A 16,303-nucleotide genomic window follows, 5' to 3' on the forward strand; every position below is an offset into this window, starting at 1 on the left:
ATCCTCCGCTTTGTCGGGTCGCACTCGGCCGGATGGGTCGAATGCGCTATTGTTGAAATCATTTCTATATTGTCGAATGTTGATGGGGCTTGGATGCCACTCGACCAGAACGCCATCCCGTGTGACGGCTGCATCCAATGCTGCCGGAACGATCAGGTGATCCTGCATCCCGACGCAGGGGACGATCTGTCCTTCTACCGCTGGGAACCCATCGCCTCGGCCCTTTATCCGGGGCGGGCGGTGCCGGCGCTGCGGCGCGATCCGGCGACGGGCGATTGCGTCTATCTGACGGAAGCCGGCTGTTCGATCCATGACAGGCGGCCTGCCGTCTGCCGCCGTTTCCATTGCGCGCGCACGGCGCTGGCGCTGGAACAGCTTTCAGGCCGCACCCGGAAAATTCTCCGCCGCCGGGGCGATGTATACGATGACGCACTGCTGGCGCGCGGAAAGGACCGGCTTCAGCGGGCACGCGACCTGGGTCTGGAACATGTGCTGGACACCGCGCAGCAGGTCGCTGCGTTTGAGCGGATCGCAGCGCTGCCCGTGCCGAAGAAACGCTGATGCCGGCGGGTCAGGCCCCGCCGGCACCATGCATGACACGGATTTCGGCATAGGAGCGCAGGCCGGCCACGCCCATGCCCCGGCCGATGCCGGATTCCTTGAACCCGCCGAAGGGCAGGTCGGGGGCCGCCCCACCATGGGCATTGATCCAGACGGTCCCGGCCTCCAGCCGTCGGGCCAGCGCTTCCGCCCGCGCCTGATCGCCACTCCAGACCGAGGCACCCAGACCGAAGCGGGTGGCATTGGCGCGCATCACCGCCTCATCATCGCTGTCGAAGGACAGGATGGGCAGGACGGGGCCGAACTGTTCCTCATCCACCAGCCTGGTACCTTCGCGAAGGCCGGTGACGATGGTCGGCGCGATGAAATAGCCGGGCCGGTCAAATGCCATGCCCCCGGCCAGGAAGCGGCCGCCCCGGTCCCGCGCGTCCTGGATCAGCGCCATCACCTTGGTGAATTGCGGCTGGTTCTGCACCGGCCCCAGTTCCACATCCGGGTCGAACCCGCCGCCCACCCGCGCCTTCCGCGCCAGCACCGCCAGCGCCTCGGCCAGGGCATCGGCGATGGGGGCCTGGGCAAAAACACGCTTCACGGCCATGCAAATCTGGCCGCTATTGATGAAGGCGCTGGCGAACAGGCGGGGTGCCACGGCATCCAGGTCGGCATCGTCCAGGACGATGGCGGCATCGTTGCCGCCCAGTTCCAGCGACACGCGCTTCAGGCTGTCCGCGGCGGCGGCCATCACCTTCTTGCCGGTGGCGGTGGAGCCGACGAAGGCGATCTTGTCGATGCCGGGATGGCCCGTCATCCACTGGCCAAGATCATTCCCGCCCGACAAGGTATTGACCAGACCCGGCGGCAGGGTGCGGGCCGCAATCTCTCCCAGGCGCAGGGTGGATAGGGGTGTGAAGGGCGACGGCTTGACCACCACGGCATTGCCGGCCGCCAGTGCCTGCGCCACCATCTGCATGGCCAGGATCAGCGGGGCGTTCCAGGGCGCGATGACGCCGACGACCCCCATGGGCACATAATCCAGGCGTACTGGGCCGGACGGTCCCTCTCGCAGATAGCCGCCGCCGATATCCAGGGCCGCCATGCCGGCGATCCGTTCGGCGGCGGCCTCCACCTCCCGCCGCGCGGCGGCCAGGGGTTTGCCCTGTTCACGGGTCAGCAGTGCTGCCAGCGGCTCCCTTTCCGCGCGGATGGCGGCGGCGAACCCTTTCATGGCTTCTCGGCGGCCATCGCTGTCGGTATCCCGCCAGTTGGCGAAGGCGCGGCGCGCGGCGGCGACGGCCTGGTTCAGATGCGCCTCGGTCGCGTCCGGCGCACGGGCGAAGGGCTCCCCCGTGGCCGGGTCGATCACGGGGAAATCCGACGCGGCGGCCACGCCCGCGCCATCGATGGAAAGCAGGAAGGCGGGGGGACCGTCCACGGGGTTCACTCCTTTTTTGCTGCCGCCTCGCGCGCCTGGACGACCTCCAGGAACTTGCGGCTGGCGGTGATGGCAGACGGCCAGGAGGCGTAGAAGGCGAGATGGGCGAGGGCCTCGCCGATCTCCTCCTTCGTCAGGCCGTTATCCAGGGCAAGCCCCAGATGGGCCGGCAACTGCTCGGGCCGGTACATCGCAACCAGGGCCGCGATGGTGACCAGGCTGCGGTCGCGCTTGGACAGGCCCGGACGTTCCCAGACTTCCTCGTAAAGGACGCGATCGGTCAGTTCGACCAGGGCTGGGGCCACCGCCGCCAGTTCGCTGCCCTTGTTGCTGCTCGGCCTTTTCATTTGCGCTCGCTCCTCGCTGTTTATTCAGGCCGAGTGTAGGTGCCCATGCCGGGGCGGAAAGTCTTTTCGTCCAGAAACTGCTTCAGCCCCTGTTCCTTGCCGCGCTCCGGATCGACGAAATTGGTCTGGTCGACCTTGGCGGTCAGATATTCCGACGCCTGCTCCCAGTTCATCTCGCGCGAATATTTATAGGCCAGCTTGGCCTGACGCAGCACGGTCGGGTTCTTGCCCAGCAGGGTGCGGGCCAGTTCGGTGGTGCGCTGGCGCAGCCTTTCCTTGGGCACCGCCTCGTTGACCAGCCCCAGGGACACAGCCTTGGCACCGTCAAACTGCTCGCCCGTCATGACATAGTACAATGCCTGACGGTCGCCCATCACGGTACCGATGGCCTTCGACACCACACCGCCGGGAATGACGCCCCAATTGATCTCCGACAGGCCGAACACAGCCTTTTCGTCGGCGATGGCCAGATCGCAGCAGATCAGGGGCGTGAAGGCACCGCCGAAGCACCAGCCATTGACCATGGCGATGGTGGGCTTGGCGTAATGCATCAGGGTCCGCCACTGCCAGGCGCGGGTGGCACGATAGGCGCGGTGGCGTTCGATATCGCCCAGCCCGTCGGTGGCCCGGAAGAAATCCTTCAGGTCCATGCCGGCGGAAAAGGCCTCGCCCACGCCGGTCAGCACGATGACGCCGCAGCGCTCGTCGGTTTCCAGCGCGTCCAGCACCTCGTTCATTTCCTGAGCCAGCCCGACACTCATGGCGTTGCGCTTGGCCGGGCGGTTGATCTGCACCCAGGCGATGCCGTCGTCGAATTCGACCAGCACTTCCCGTCCGCCGGGGATGGGTTTCGTGGTCTCGATGGCTTCTGCTGTCGTCACGGGGAATGTCTCCTCAATCTGCGATGAACAGGGCGTCAAGCGCCATGACGCCTTCGCCTTGGGCGAAGACCGACAGGGGGTTGACGTCGATTTCCTTGATGCTCGGATGGGCGCGCAGGATATTGCCCACGGCGCGGATGGCATCGGTCACGGCATCGACATCGCGGGCCGGCTGGCCGCGGAACGGACCCAGCAGCCTGGCGCCGCGCATCTCTTGCAGCCTTTCCAGGATCTGGGCGCGGCTGGCATGGGCGGGCAGCATCTCCAGGGCGTCCAGCGCCTCCACCCAGACACCGCCCAGGCCGAACACGACGAACGGACCCCATTCGGGATCGTTGCGCCCACCGATGACCAGTTCCAGCCCGGAGCGCGCCATCTCCTCGATCAGGATGCCATCGATGGCACCGTCGGGCAGGGCTTGCTGGGCATTGTCCATCAGGCGCTGCCAGCCGGCACGCAGGGCTGCCTCGTCCTTGACGCCAATGATGACGCAGCCAACCTCGCTCTTATGCATCAAGGTGGGGGCCTGCAATTTCATGGCGACGGGGTAGCCGATGCGGCCCGCCAACTGGGCGGCGGAATCCACGTCGCGGAAGACCAGCACGCCGCGCGGCACACGGACGCCGAATTCCGCCAGCAGCGCCTTGCCTTCATATTCCGGCAGCGAACCGGGGCGGGGCAGGGGGGAACCCGGACCGGGTGACGGGGTGCGGCCGGCGATCCTTGCCGCCGCCCCCGCCTGGCGCTGGATGGCTGCGAAGGCCCGCAGCGCGCGGTCGGGGGAACGGAACAGCGGCGTATCGGTTGCCCGGAACGGGCCGATACAGCCGGGATCCAGCGGTGCCTCGTCCCCGATGATGGCGACGGCCACGGGCTTTGGCGCCACACGGGCCAGGGGGGCGATCGCGTCGGCCTTGGCGCGCTGTTGCCACGGTCCGCCGCCGGCCAGGGCCAGCAGCACGGCCCCGACGGCCGGATCGGCCATCATCACCTCCGTCGTGCGGGCGAAAACGCCGGCGTCGGAGAAGCCGGCGATGCCGACATCCAGCGGATTGGACGCCTCGCATTGCGGGGGCAGCAGGTCGCGCAGACCGTCCAGCGTCTCCTGGCCCAGGGCGGCGACCTCCAGCCCGATCTTTTCGCAGAAATCCAGGCTGAGGCCCCGGACCGCACCGGAATTGGTGATGATGGCCATGGCCCCGTCGGCCGGTGCCGGAAAACGGTAGAGGATGGCGGCCGCGTCGAACAGCTCGTCCATAGTTTCCACCAGGATGACGCCTTCATCCTCCACGGCGGCCTTCATCACGGCATGGTCGCTGGTCATGGCGCCGGTATGGGATTGTGCCGCCGCGCGGCCCGACGCACTGGCACCCGGATGGACCATGACGAGCGGCCGCCCCGCTTCCCGTGCCATGCGTGCGGCCGACAGGAAGGCGGCGGGATCGCGTATCTGTTCAATATAGGCGGCGATCAGGCTGGCGCCTTCCGCCACCAGATGGCGGATCACATGGTCGATGCGGACCACGGCTTCGTTGCCCGTCGATACGACATGAGAGATGCGGGCACCCCGCGCCAGCAGGGCAGAGCGGATGTTGGAGGCCATGGCCCCGCTCTGGGCGACGATAGCCATATGCGGCCCGGCCGCCAGTGGCTGGAACTCCAGCGATTCAAAGCTGAGCGCGGCGCCGCTGGCATAGTTGGCGAAACCCATGCAATTGGGGCCCAGCAGCGCCAGGCCGCCGGCACGGCAGATTTCGGCGATTTCCTCCTGCTCGCGCGCGCCTTCCTCCCCCGCTTCGCGGAAGCCGGCGGCGAAGACGATGGCACCGCCGACGCCGCGTTCGATACAGGCCTCCACCGCCTCCCGAACGGCCTTGCGCGGAACGTTCAGCACGGCCACGTCCACGCCGTGCGGCAGGGACTGGATCGATGGCAGGCAGGGGGTGCCGTTGATCTCCGCACGGGTCGGGCTGACCAGATGCACGGTTCCCGTGAAGCCGGATCCGGTGATGTTGCGCAGCACCGCCCCGCCGACGGATGCCGGTTCGGGGGATGCGCCCGCGATGGCGATGGAACGGGGGCGCAGCAGGCGCGTCAGGTCCATGCGGGAAGGCGGCTGCCCTCCCGTCTCAAAATTCGACGTCTGCATTCAGACCTACCGTCGGTTGGTGCGGAAGGGCGCGAACCGGTCCGCCGCCCCCTTCAGCGCGTTCTTGTACATGACCATGTCGGACTGCCATGCGATGTAGCGGGCGCCGCGGTCGATCCCGGCTTTCAGGCTGTCCGGGCTGCCCGCCACCACGCCGAAATGCCGGCCGGCCCGCTGGCAGGCATCCACGACCCGGTCCACGACCGCCTGCACGTCCGCATGCTCCGGCTCCCCTGGATGGCCCAGCGACTGGCTGAGGTCGCCGGTGCCGATAAAGGCTACGTCCAGGTGATCCAGGGCGCAAAGGGCGTCGATATCGGCGGCCATGCGCGCATTTTCCACATGCACGGCCACGAGGGTGTCGCGGTTCGCCTGCTCGATATAGGTTTTGGGCGGTGTGAATGCGTAATCGCCGGCCCGGCAGCCAGGGGCCCAGCCGCGCTCGCCCAGCGGATGATATTTGGCGCGGCGGATCACGGCCTGCGCCTCCGCCGCTGTCGACAGGGAAGGCACCTGGATGCCGCTGGCTCCGCTGTCCAGCGCGTGCAGGATATTGGCCTCTCCCGCGTCGGCGGTACGGACGATCGCGCTGATACCCACCAGTTGGGCCGCCCGGATCAGGTCTTCGATCTCGCCATGCGTGAAATTCGCATGTTCGCTGTCGATGATGATGAAGTCGAAGCCCGCAAGGCCGATCATCTCGACAAGGTTGGGCGCCGGGAACTTGACGAAGGTGCCGAAGGTCGGCTCGTCATTTTCCAGGCGCCGCTTGACTAGACTGTTGATCACAACGCATCTCCCGACAGGCGACGTCTCTTCGGGGTGGGGACGTCTGCCGTGCGTTCATCCAATGCAATCGGCGGGGGGAATCAAATGCTGATTGCGGCCGCGATCGATAACGATGCGGCATCGAAGCCGTTTGCAGGCCAACCGATGCCGTCGCGGCATCAATCGCACGGTCAAAAAGAATTAGACGGAAGATGCCGATGCCTTCCTACTGCTGCAATCAGTCCATGCCGGACTTGCAAAAATGTTCCTGGGAGGCGGTGTGTACGGAAAGAACGACTTGCGGGCCGCATTGGCGCCACCGGCGCCGAAGCCGCCGGCAACCCCCTTCAAACCGGCGTCCTATGGCCGCTTTTACGCGGAAACCCCGGCCGAGGAAGGCGACAATGTCCAGACCTGGCTGGCACGGGGACAGAATCTGATCGTGGCCTACAGCCGTGTGTCTGCTGGTGCCCTGCTGTCCCGGCAGGGGCAGGTGGATGAATATGCTGTCGTCCTGCCCGATTCCGGCCTTTCGGTGGAAATAACGGCCGGCGGGCAGGTGGAAACGGCGCAGGGCCCCTGCGTTGCCTTCATTCCCCCCGGTGACAGCCAGCTACGCGCGCTGGGGAAGGGGGAAGTCTACCGGTTGATCACCACGCGGGCCACGGACCTTGCGGCCCGCTGTTCCAATGCGGCCGATTTTGCAACGCCCGACCCCAATGTGCCGGACCTTGTATCCTGGCCCGATCCGGTCGACGGTTGGCGCATCCGTGTCTATGCCGGTGATGTGCCGGCCCAGCCGGGGCGGTTCGGCCGCCTTTACCGCTGTTCCACCATCATGGTGAACCTGACCAGCGGCCGGCCCGGCCCGCGTGACCCCGCCGACCTGTCGCCCCATCATCATGATGATTTCGAACAATATTCCATCGCGACGGCGGGCGAGTTCATTCACCATCTGCGCTGGCCCTGGACCGGGAACAGTGCGCATTGGCTGGATGACCAGCATGAATTCTGTGCCGCCCCGTCGGTTGCCGTGATCCCGCCACCGGCGACACACACGTCACAGGGCACGGCACCGGGACTCAACCGGCTTCTGGATGCTTTCTGCCCGCCCCGGCGCGATTTTTCGGCGCGTGAAGGCTGGGTCCTGAACGCGGCGGATTATCCCGCCCCCGAACGCTGACCTGAACAGACAAGCACGAGCCGCGGTCAACGCGGCCCCCGTGAAATGGGAGGAAGAGATGACTGACCCCAGGATTGAATCGCTGCTGATCGGTGCCGTGGACCTGCATTGCCACAGCGGGCCTTCGGTGATGCCGCGCAGCCTGAACCATGTCGAGGCGACCCATCAGGCCGAAGCGGCCGGCCTGCGCGCCATCCTGTTCAAGGACCATTATTATTCCGTCACACCGGTGGCCGAGCTTCTGAAGGAGACGATGAAGCCGAAGATCGAGCTGCTGACCGGCGTGCCGCTGAACAACACCACGGGCGGGCTCAACCCCTATGCCGTGGAACATGGGTTCAAGCTGGGCGCGCGTCTGGTCTGGATGCCGACCTTCTCCGCCGCCAACCATATCCGCCATTCCCACCGTCGCCAGTTCCTGCCCACCAAGGAGCAGATGCTGGCGCCCACGGCGCTGTCCGTTGTGGATAATCGCGGTGCCCTGGTGGACGAGGCGAAGGTCATCCTGGACCTGATCGCCAGCTATGACGCCATCCTGTCGGCCGGGCACCTGCATATCAGCGAGATCTGGCCCCTGTTCACGGAAGCGAAGAAGCGCGGCGTCAAGCGCCTTCTGGTCAACCATCCGACCTTCCTGATCGACGCGAATGCCGCCGACATGAAGGAACTGGCCGCCATGGGAGCGCTTCTGGAACATTCCTGCTGCATGTGGGCAGGCGTGCAGGGGCGCAACTACACGGCCGACAGCCTGGATCAGGTGATCAAGGCCGGCGGCGTGGACAGCACGATCATCGGGTCGGACCTGGGCCAGGTGGGCAATCCGTCACCGGTGGACGGGTTCCGCCATGTCATCGGCATGTGCATCGGCCTGGGCTATTCCGATGATGACATCCGCAAGATGATCGGCCTGAACGCCGCCCGGCTGGTCGGGCTGGACGAACCCGGCCGGCAGCGGTCGGCTGCGGAATGATGGCCCCAGGGGCGGCGGCGCATCGCCGTTGCCCCGCAACGACACCAAAGTCGGAATTCAGGGAGAAACGATCATGTCGGCCAATCCGCTGGACGTCATCGCCAAGATGCCGATGCGTTTCCGGCAATATGTCATCATCGGGCTTTGTTGCCTGATCAACGTCACCGAAGGCTATGACATGATGTCGGCGGCCTATACGGCGCCGCTGTTCACGGCGGAATGGGGCGTGCCGCGCACCGCGCTGGGTATCCTGTTCTCCATGGGGTCGCTGGGTTTGGCCATCGGTGCCTTCGGCGCCGCCCCCATCGCGGAACGTATCGGCCGACGTGGTGTCACTTTCCTGGCGCTGGCCGGCATCACCCTTTCCCACGCCGCATCGGCGGTCGCCAACTCCATGGAGATGCTGACCTTCCTGAAATTCCTGATGGGTATCGGGCTGGGGATGCTGGTGGTCAGCCTGAACGTGCTGGTTTCCGAATATGCCAATGATGACCGGCGCAACCTGATGCTGTCGATCCTGCACACGGGGTTCAGCATCGGCATGACGTTGAGCGGGGCCATCACCGGTCTGCTGCTGGAACCATATGGCTGGCGGTCGGTCTTCGTTGTCGGGGCCGGCATCAATGTCACGCTTCTCGTCATACTGGTGCTGTTCATGTGGGAATCTCCCACCTATCTGCTGACGGCACAGCCGAAGAACGCCCTGCCGCGCATGAACCGGATAATGACCGGTCTGGGCCATCAGCCGCTGGACCGGCTGCCGCCGCCGCCGGAACGGGCGCGCAAGCAGCAGAACCGGGCCGTGGCCTTGTTGTCCGGCGATGTGCGGCGGCTGTCCATTCTGATGTGGACCGCTTCCTTCATCTATGCGGTGGTCGGCTATTTCCTGCTGAACTGGAAGCCGACCGTGCTGGTGGAGGCAGGGCTGACCCCGACCGAGGCCAGCTATGCCGGTGTTCTGCAGGGGGTTGCCGGCTCGCTGGGCCATCTGGTATTCGGCATCTTTGCCAAGCGCGTCGGGGAAGAACGGCTGACGGCGATCTTCTTCATCGTGATGGGGGGGGTGCTGGTCGTGTTCGGTGGCATCCAGGCCAGCGTGCCCGTGATGATCGGCCTGGCCTGCACCCTGACCTTCTTCACGGTCGGCTCCTATACGGGTGTGTTCCTGACCACCATCGCCCATTATCCGCCGCATCTGCGCACCTTCGGTGTTGGGTTCGTCGTCGGGTTCGGCCGGGCGGGGGCGGTATTGGGGCCGTTCATCGGTGGCCTGCTGCTGGATGCGGATATCGGGCGGGTGGCAGCCTTCGCATTCTTCGCCGTGATGTGCGTGGTCCCGGCTGTGGCCATGCTGGTGCTGGGCCGGAAGGCCGATGCCACCCCGGCGCCCGCGTCAGTCTGAGGGGTGCGCCATGAACCCGATCATCGATATCGGCGGGGACCCGGTTTACGATTCCCACGCCCATGTGTTCACCAACGACGAAGCCCGATACCCGATGGACACCCGCAATGCGCGGGAAGGCGAGGAAAATCTCCGCCGGCGCATCGCGGCGGAGCCGGTGACGGCCGAGCGCCTGCTGCGATGGTGGGCGGAAAGTGGTGTTACCGGCGGGTCCGCCGTGCAGTACAACACGATCTACAAGAAGGATAACCGCTACCTGCTGGACATGTCCGACACCCATCCGGGACGCCTGCCCGCCGTCGTGATGCTGGATGCGCAGGACCCGGAGACGCCGACGGTTCTGGAAGGGATGGTTCTCCGGCACGATATCGTCGGGCTGCGCCTGTTCGGCTATCCCGACGAAACCGGTGCCTATCCCTGGCTGGACAGCGAGGCCGCGTTGCGGACCTGGCAGGTCGCGGATCGCCATGGGTTGACCATGGTGGTGATGTATGCGCCCGGCGTGGCCGCGCCGGCGCCGCTATGCCGCATCGCCGGTCTTGCCCGCCGCTTTCCGCGCCTGCGCATCGCGCTGGACCATTTCGGATGGCCGAGCGGCGGTGACGACCGGTCACAACTGGGCCTGGTCCCGGCGCTGGTGGCCATGCGGGAATACCGCAATGTCTATTACAAGCTGACCACCATCAATTTCCGGATGTTCGACAAGGCAGGCGTGGATCATGCCGCCTTTGTCCGGCGGGCTGTCGATATCATGGGCGCCGACCATGTCATGTGGGGTTCCGACGTGGGGAATACCCTGGAAACCTATGCCGACATGGTGGCACAGGCGCGGGAAGCGGCGGCCCTGCTGAACGCGAAGGAACGGCGCCTGTTCCTGCATGACACGGCGTGCGGCCTGTTCCAGCGCGGGGCTGTACCAGCAGGGGAGCGTGCAGCATCATGATTGCCGATCCGCCCATCGTCGATGCGCACGCCCATATCATCACGCGGCGCATGCCCTTCCGGGAGGATGCCTGGATCCGGCCCGATTATGAATATACGGCAGAGGATTTCATCGCCGACCTGGACCGGCACGGGGTCGCGTTCGGCATCGTCACGGCCGCCAGCCTCTATGGCGACTATAATGACTATACGCTGACCTCGCTGGCCCGATACCGGCGCCTGCGCGCGACCGTGATGCTGGAGCCGGAGACCGATGCCGCAACCATCCGCAGCCTGCGCGACCAGGGTGTCGTGGGGGTGCGCATGCAATGGAAGGTGGATGCGGCACCGCCTGATTTCCACAGTTTCCCTTATCGAAAATTCCTGAACCGTCTGGCCGATTGCGGCATGCATGTCGAACTGAACGCCAGCGCCGATCAGCAGGCCATCGTCCTGCCGGTCCTGGCGGCCCACGGGATCGATGTCGTGGTCGACCATTTCGGCCTGCTGCGCGCGCCCGATGGCATGGACGGCGACGGCTTCCAATCCATCCTGCGGGCCGTCGCGGGGGGACGGACCTGGGTGAAGATTTCTGCCGGCTTCCGGCTGGGACCGGGCCTTCGCCGGGCCGCTTCGGCCCGGCTTCTGGCCGAAGCGGGCGGGGACCGCCTGTTATGGGGCAGTGACGCGCCCTTTGTCGGCAAGGAAAGTGCCATTTCCTATGGCGACACCCTGGCGCAGTTCCAGGAACTGGTCCCCGATGCGGCCGTTCGACGCCGGATTTCCGACGCCGCCCTGCGCCTCTGCTTCTTCTGAAAACCGCGCGGCGGTGACTGCTGTCGTGTCTACCGGAGCGGCAGTCGCCATCGGGCGTGGCCCTGCGCCGCGCCCTTGTTCCGGCCGGGGCAGGATGCTCCCGCTACCAATGCCGCCCCGTTATCGGTCTTGCCGATAGTGGCATTGGACTGTTCGTCATAGACGAACACAATATGAAATCAACGAACAATATACAGGCCGAATGATCGTCATTCGGCGGGGAGGAACAAATGGTTCAGGAGATGTGCGCCGGTTCCCATGCAGATATGCCGCGCAACGGCGGCGGGCGGTCGTTCAGGCTGGGCATGGTCAGCCTGCTGGCCTTGTGCGCCCCGCTGGCGGCCCCCTTGGCCGCGGCGCAGCAGCCGGCGGGACCGTCCGGTGCGGAACCGATGCAGGCACTGGATGAAATCGTCGTCACGGGCACGCGCATTTCCGGTTTCACGGCGCCCACGCCCCTGACCTCCGTCGGGGCGGTGGAGATGCAGGACAGGGGCGTCAGCACCGTGTCCGACCTTTTGCGCGATGTGCCGCAACTGAAGGTCAACCAGAATATCGGCAAGTCGAGCGAACCCATCGGCGCGTCCAATGCCGACCTTCGCGGCCTGGGCACCCAGCGCACGCTGGTATTGATGAACGGCAACCGCGTCGGGGCCACCGATCCCGCCGGCACGATCGACACCAACATCGTTCCCGTCGCGCTGATCCGGAATGTGGAGATCGTGACGGGCGGCGCCTCGGCCGCCTACGGATCCGACGCGGTGGCCGGCGTCGTCAATTTCGTGCTGGACAAGACGTTCCAGGGTGCCAAGGCCGATATTTCCTATGGCGTGACCGATTATGGTGATTTCCGCCGTCCCAAGGCCAGCGTCGCGGTGGGCCATGGTTTTCTGGATGGCAAGCTGCATGCCACCCTGGCGGCCGATTTCCTGCATAATTCCGGCCAGACCAGCCAGGCGGAGCGCCCCTGGGGCCGAAACCGCACGGTGCAATTGACCAACGCCGCCTATACCCCCACCAACGGCCAGCCGCGCCTGTTGATCGTCGAAAATGGCGTGTTCTCGCAGATGACGCCCGGCGGCGTGGTCGGCCTGCAGGGCGGGCGCAACACGCTGGCCCAGAGCCTGGCGGCGCAATTGGGCTTCGCACCCGGCACGGGCGTGCAATTCGGTCCGAACGGCCAGCCCCTGCCGTTTGAATACGGCACCAATGTCGGCGGCACCTATATGCAGGGCGGCAACGGCTATCAGGTGATCGACGGCGGCAACCTTCTGCCGGAAATCGAACGCAAAAGCGGCTATGGCCGTGTCAGCTTCGAGGTGAGCGACGATATCACCCTGTTCGCCGACATGCTCTATTCGGAGGTGCAGGCGGAATCCGATCTGGCCGCAAACCCGGATACCGGCACGCTGACCATCCGCAACGACAATGCCTTTCTGGATGGCTCGGTGAGGGCGGCGATGGCCTCGCTGGGCCTGACCAGCATCCCCTTTGGCCGCATCAACCTGGAGGATGGCAATTCCATCTTCCAGACCACGACCAAGGCCCGGCGCTGGAGCTTTGGCGCCGAGGGCATTCTGGCCGGCAACTGGACCTGGAGCGCGACGGGACAGATCACCCGCAACACCTATGACCAGGCGGCGCTGAACAACCGCATCGCCCAGCGCTGGACCTATGGCATCGACAGCGTGATCAACCCGGCCACGGGACAGCCCATCTGTCGCGTGCTGCTGAACAATCCCAACCCCACGGCGGCACGGGACCCGTATGGCGATATTCGGGGCTGTATCCCGATCAACCCGTTCGGCGCCGGTTCCATCACCCAGCAGGCCCAGGCCTATTACCACGGCACCTCCACCACTTTCGCGGAGATGCGGCAGGAAGTCTATGCCGCGAACATCTCCGGCTCTCCCTTCACCACCTGGGCGGGGCCGGTGTCGGTGGCGGCGGGCGCGGAATATCGCACGGAAAAGACGGTTCAGACGTCGGACGCCAATTCTGCCGCCAGCCGCTGGCGTTCCATCAACGCACAGCCCTTCAGTGGCAAGTACCATGTGAAGGAAGGCTATGCGGAGGTGGTGGTGCCGCTGGCCGACGGGGCGGCATTCGCCAACAAGCTGGATTTGAACGGCGCGGCCCGGTACACGGATTATTCGACCAGCGGCACGGTCTGGGCCTGGAAGATCGGCGGCAATTACGAGCCCGTGGCCGATGTCCGCTTCCGTGGCACCCTGTCCCGCGACATACGCGCACCCAACAATTACGAACTATTCTCACGCGGCAATCAGGTGATCAACCAGATCATCGATCCGCGCACCAATATCGGCCGCCAGACGACGCAGATCACGGGCGGCAATCCCGACCTGCTGCCGGAAAAGGCCGATACCTATTCAGTGGGTGTCGTCTATCAACCCGGCTGGTTGAGCGGCTTCCGCGCGTCCTTCGATTATTACAATATCAAGGTGAAGGACGCGATCTCGGTCATTTCGGCACAGGATATCGTGAATTTCTGCTTCCGGGGACAGAGCGTCTTCTGTTCCGGGGTAACCCAGACCAACGACATCATCACCCGGGTCAATATCATCCCCTTCAACGCCAACTCGCAGAAGGTGGCGGGGCAGGATCTGGAGATGGAGTATAATTTCCCGCTGGAAATGGCGGGTGCTGACGGTGACATGCGGCTGCGGCTGCTGGTCAACCATGCCGACAAGCTGGCCACCACGGCCAATGGTGTAACCAACGATTATGTCGGGCTGGCCGGCATTTCCCCGCCGCCGCAGGGCGTGCCGGAATGGCGTGTGAACCTGAATGTTAGCTACAGCTTCGATGATTGGAAGCTGGGGGTCGGCTATCGCTATATTTCCGGCGGCAAGATTGACACGCGGTTCAACCGGACCGTTCTGGACATTGCCGACAACCGCATCGACGGCATCAATTACTTCGATGCCAACATCGCCTGGGATGCGACGGCGAATGTCACGATCTATGGCTCGGTGGAAAACCTGACCAACGAGGCACCGCCGATCACGCCGAACGGCATCGTGCAGCCGACCATCGCCAATTCCCCCTTCTTCGACAATCGCGGACGTTTCTGGGTCATCGGCGCGCGGGCGCGGTTCTGAGCTTTCTCCCATCCCCTCGACAGGGCGCCGGTTGCGTGAACCGCACCGGCGCCCTTCTTTTATCGCTCACCAAGGATCAGGTCGGACGCTTTCTCCGCCACCATGATCACGGGCGCGTTGGTATTGCCGCCGGGAACGGTGGGCATGATGGAGGCATCGACGACCCGCAGGTTCGCCACGCCCTTCACGCGCAGCATCGGATCGACGGTGGCGGCGTCATCCATGCCCATGCGACAGGTGCCGACCGGGTGCTGGGTGATGCGCAGATTGGCGCGGATGAAGGCATCCAGGTCCGCATCGCTCTGGCGATCGATGCCAGGCTTCGTTTCCCGCGTGGCCAGGGAGGCCAGCGGACCGCTGCCAAACAGGGTGCGCAGCACCCGGATACCGCGTCGCAGTTCGGCATAATCCCGCTCATGCGACAGCAGGTTCAGATGGACGCGCGGCTTGTCGCCCGGATCGGCGGAACGCAACGTCACCTGCCCCCGGCTTTCCGGGTGCAACTGGATCACCATGACGGAGAACATGTCGGCAAGGCGCCGCCGCACGCCGGGCATCCACAGCTTGGCATCCAGCCGGACCGGCATCACCATCAGCTGGATATCCGGCCGTTCCAGATCCGGCAAGGTCTTCAGCAGCGCGGCACAGCTTGTCACCTGCGAGGCGAAGGGACCCGTGCCCAGCAAGGCCCAGCGCAGAGCGGAGAGGGCGGCGCGGTCGAAGCGGAGCTGTTTCAGGAACGTATCGGCGGCGGCCGCGAATTCGGCATAGACCAGTGGGTGTTCGGACAGGTTCTGGCCGACGCCCGGCGCGTCCACCCGCACATCGACACCATGGTCGCGCAGATGCGCCGCCGGCCCCACCCCGGACAGCATCAGCAGATGCGGGGAATTGTAGGCCCCGCCGGACAGGATGATGTCGCGGTCGGCCCGGACCTGCGCCATCGCGCCGTCACGGCGATATTCCACGCCGGTGGCCCGCTTCCCCTCCCACAGGATGCGCGTCACCTGCGCCCCGGACAGCAGGGTCAGGTTGGGTCGCTTCAGGGCCGGGCGCAGATAGGCCTGCGCGGCGCTGGCCCGCCGGCCCTGGCGGGTGATGGTCACCTCGCTCAAGGCGAAACCCTCCTGCTGTTCCCCGCTGAGATCGTCGCTGATCGGGAAGCCGGCGGCGGTGGCGGATTGCAGGATCTCATCGGTCAGCAAGGCCGGATGGCGTACCTGCGTGACGGACAGGGGGCCGTCGCCGCCATGATAGGGACCGGCCCCGCGCCAACTGCTCTCCATCCGCCGGAAATAGGGCAGCACATCATCATGGCCCCAACCGGGACAACCCATGTCGCGCCATTCATCATAATCACGGGCGTGGCCGCGCATATAGATCATGCCGTTGGTGGTGGAACAGCCGCCCAGCACGCGCCCGCGCGGCAGGGGCAGGCTGCGCCCGTCAAGGTTGGCCTCCGGCTCCGTGGCATAGCCCCAATCCTTGGCCGGGTCGGCCATGGCCGCCATGAAGCCCAGCGGCATGGCATGGAAGGGGCTGGCGTCGGAGCCGCCCGCCTCGATCAGCAGCACGCGGCGGGTGCCATCGGCACTGAGACGGTTGGCCAGCACGCAGCCCGCCGACCCGGCGCCGACGATGATGTGGTCGAACTTCTGCGTCACGGTTCCTCACAAATCCAAAAGGGGTGTTGCACAATAACGGAATATGTTCAACAATAGCAAACGAAGAGACGCCGAGGCGTCCACCCG

The 16,303-nt window shown here is 65.4% G+C and carries 13 protein-coding genes; 7 read left to right on the top strand and 6 right to left on the bottom strand.

Going from position 1 to position 16,303, the window contains the following annotated elements; translation table 11 throughout:
- Positions 1-93 precede the first annotated feature (93 nt).
- Complete coding sequence (locus ABC728_RS03380; protein ID WP_416619634.1) at positions 94-561, top strand: YkgJ family cysteine cluster protein; 468 nt, start codon at positions 94-96, stop codon at positions 559-561.
- Positions 562-571: 10 nt separating this feature from the next.
- Here ABC728_RS03380 and ABC728_RS03385 read toward each other — a convergent pair whose 3' ends face one another.
- Genes ABC728_RS03385 through ABC728_RS03405 form a run of 5 tightly spaced genes read right to left on the bottom strand, consistent with a single transcriptional unit; the run spans position 572 to position 6,159 of the window.
- Positions 572-1,993 (bottom strand): aldehyde dehydrogenase family protein, encoded by a 1,422-nt coding sequence (locus ABC728_RS03385; RefSeq protein ID WP_416619633.1) that lies wholly within the window; start codon positions 1,991-1,993, stop codon positions 572-574.
- A gap of 5 nt (positions 1,994-1,998) precedes the next feature.
- The gene (locus tag ABC728_RS03390; RefSeq protein ID WP_416619632.1) at positions 1,999-2,340 is read right to left on the bottom strand and encodes a carboxymuconolactone decarboxylase family protein; all 342 of its coding nucleotides are present in this window, start codon (positions 2,338-2,340) and stop codon (positions 1,999-2,001) included.
- 20 nt (positions 2,341-2,360) lie between these two features.
- Complete coding sequence (locus ABC728_RS03395) at positions 2,361-3,221, bottom strand: p-hydroxycinnamoyl CoA hydratase/lyase (protein WP_416619631.1); 861 nt, start codon at positions 3,219-3,221, stop codon at positions 2,361-2,363.
- A 13-nt stretch (positions 3,222-3,234) separates the two neighbouring features.
- Positions 3,235-5,370, bottom strand: a complete 2,136-nt coding sequence (locus ABC728_RS03400) for an acetate--CoA ligase family protein (protein ID WP_416619630.1) — start codon at positions 5,368-5,370, stop codon at positions 3,235-3,237.
- Between the two features lie 6 nt (positions 5,371-5,376).
- Positions 5,377-6,159 carry an HpcH/HpaI aldolase family protein gene (locus ABC728_RS03405; protein WP_416619629.1) on the bottom strand — a complete coding sequence of 261 codons (783 nt, stop codon included), beginning with the start codon at positions 6,157-6,159 and terminating at the stop codon, positions 5,377-5,379.
- A gap of 277 nt (positions 6,160-6,436) precedes the next feature.
- On the opposite strand from ABC728_RS03405, the gene ABC728_RS03410 reads away from it, so the two are divergent.
- The 6 genes from ABC728_RS03410 (at position 6,437) to ABC728_RS03435 (ending at position 14,552) form a co-directional block, all read left to right on the top strand.
- The gene (locus tag ABC728_RS03410) at positions 6,437-7,321 is read left to right on the top strand and encodes a hypothetical protein (RefSeq protein ID WP_416619628.1); all 885 of its coding nucleotides are present in this window, start codon (positions 6,437-6,439) and stop codon (positions 7,319-7,321) included.
- Between the two features lie 58 nt (positions 7,322-7,379).
- Positions 7,380-8,291 (top strand): DUF6282 family protein, encoded by a 912-nt coding sequence (locus tag ABC728_RS03415; protein WP_416619627.1) that lies wholly within the window; start codon positions 7,380-7,382, stop codon positions 8,289-8,291.
- Between the two features lie 73 nt (positions 8,292-8,364).
- The gene (locus ABC728_RS03420) at positions 8,365-9,693 is read left to right on the top strand and encodes an MFS transporter (protein WP_416619626.1); all 1,329 of its coding nucleotides are present in this window, start codon (positions 8,365-8,367) and stop codon (positions 9,691-9,693) included.
- A 10-nt stretch (positions 9,694-9,703) separates the two neighbouring features.
- Positions 9,704-10,636: an amidohydrolase family protein gene (locus ABC728_RS03425; protein WP_416619625.1), complete on the top strand. Its 933-nt coding sequence runs from the start codon at positions 9,704-9,706 to the stop codon at positions 10,634-10,636.
- Positions 10,633-11,430 carry an amidohydrolase family protein gene (locus ABC728_RS03430; RefSeq protein ID WP_416619624.1) on the top strand — a complete coding sequence of 266 codons (798 nt, stop codon included), beginning with the start codon at positions 10,633-10,635 and terminating at the stop codon, positions 11,428-11,430. Before ABC728_RS03425 ends, ABC728_RS03430 begins: the two co-directional genes overlap by 4 nt.
- Positions 11,431-11,660: 230 nt before the next feature.
- On the top strand, positions 11,661-14,552 hold the full coding sequence (locus tag ABC728_RS03435; RefSeq protein ID WP_416619623.1) for a TonB-dependent receptor domain-containing protein: 2,892 nt from the start codon (positions 11,661-11,663) through the stop codon (positions 14,550-14,552).
- Positions 14,553-14,611: 59 nt separating this feature from the next.
- Here ABC728_RS03435 and ABC728_RS03440 read toward each other — a convergent pair whose 3' ends face one another.
- Entirely contained in the window at positions 14,612-16,216 is a 1,605-nt protein-coding gene (locus tag ABC728_RS03440) for a GMC family oxidoreductase (RefSeq protein ID WP_416619622.1), read from the bottom strand.
- Positions 16,217-16,303 lie beyond the last annotated feature (87 nt).

The organism is Niveispirillum fermenti, from assembly GCF_052474395.1.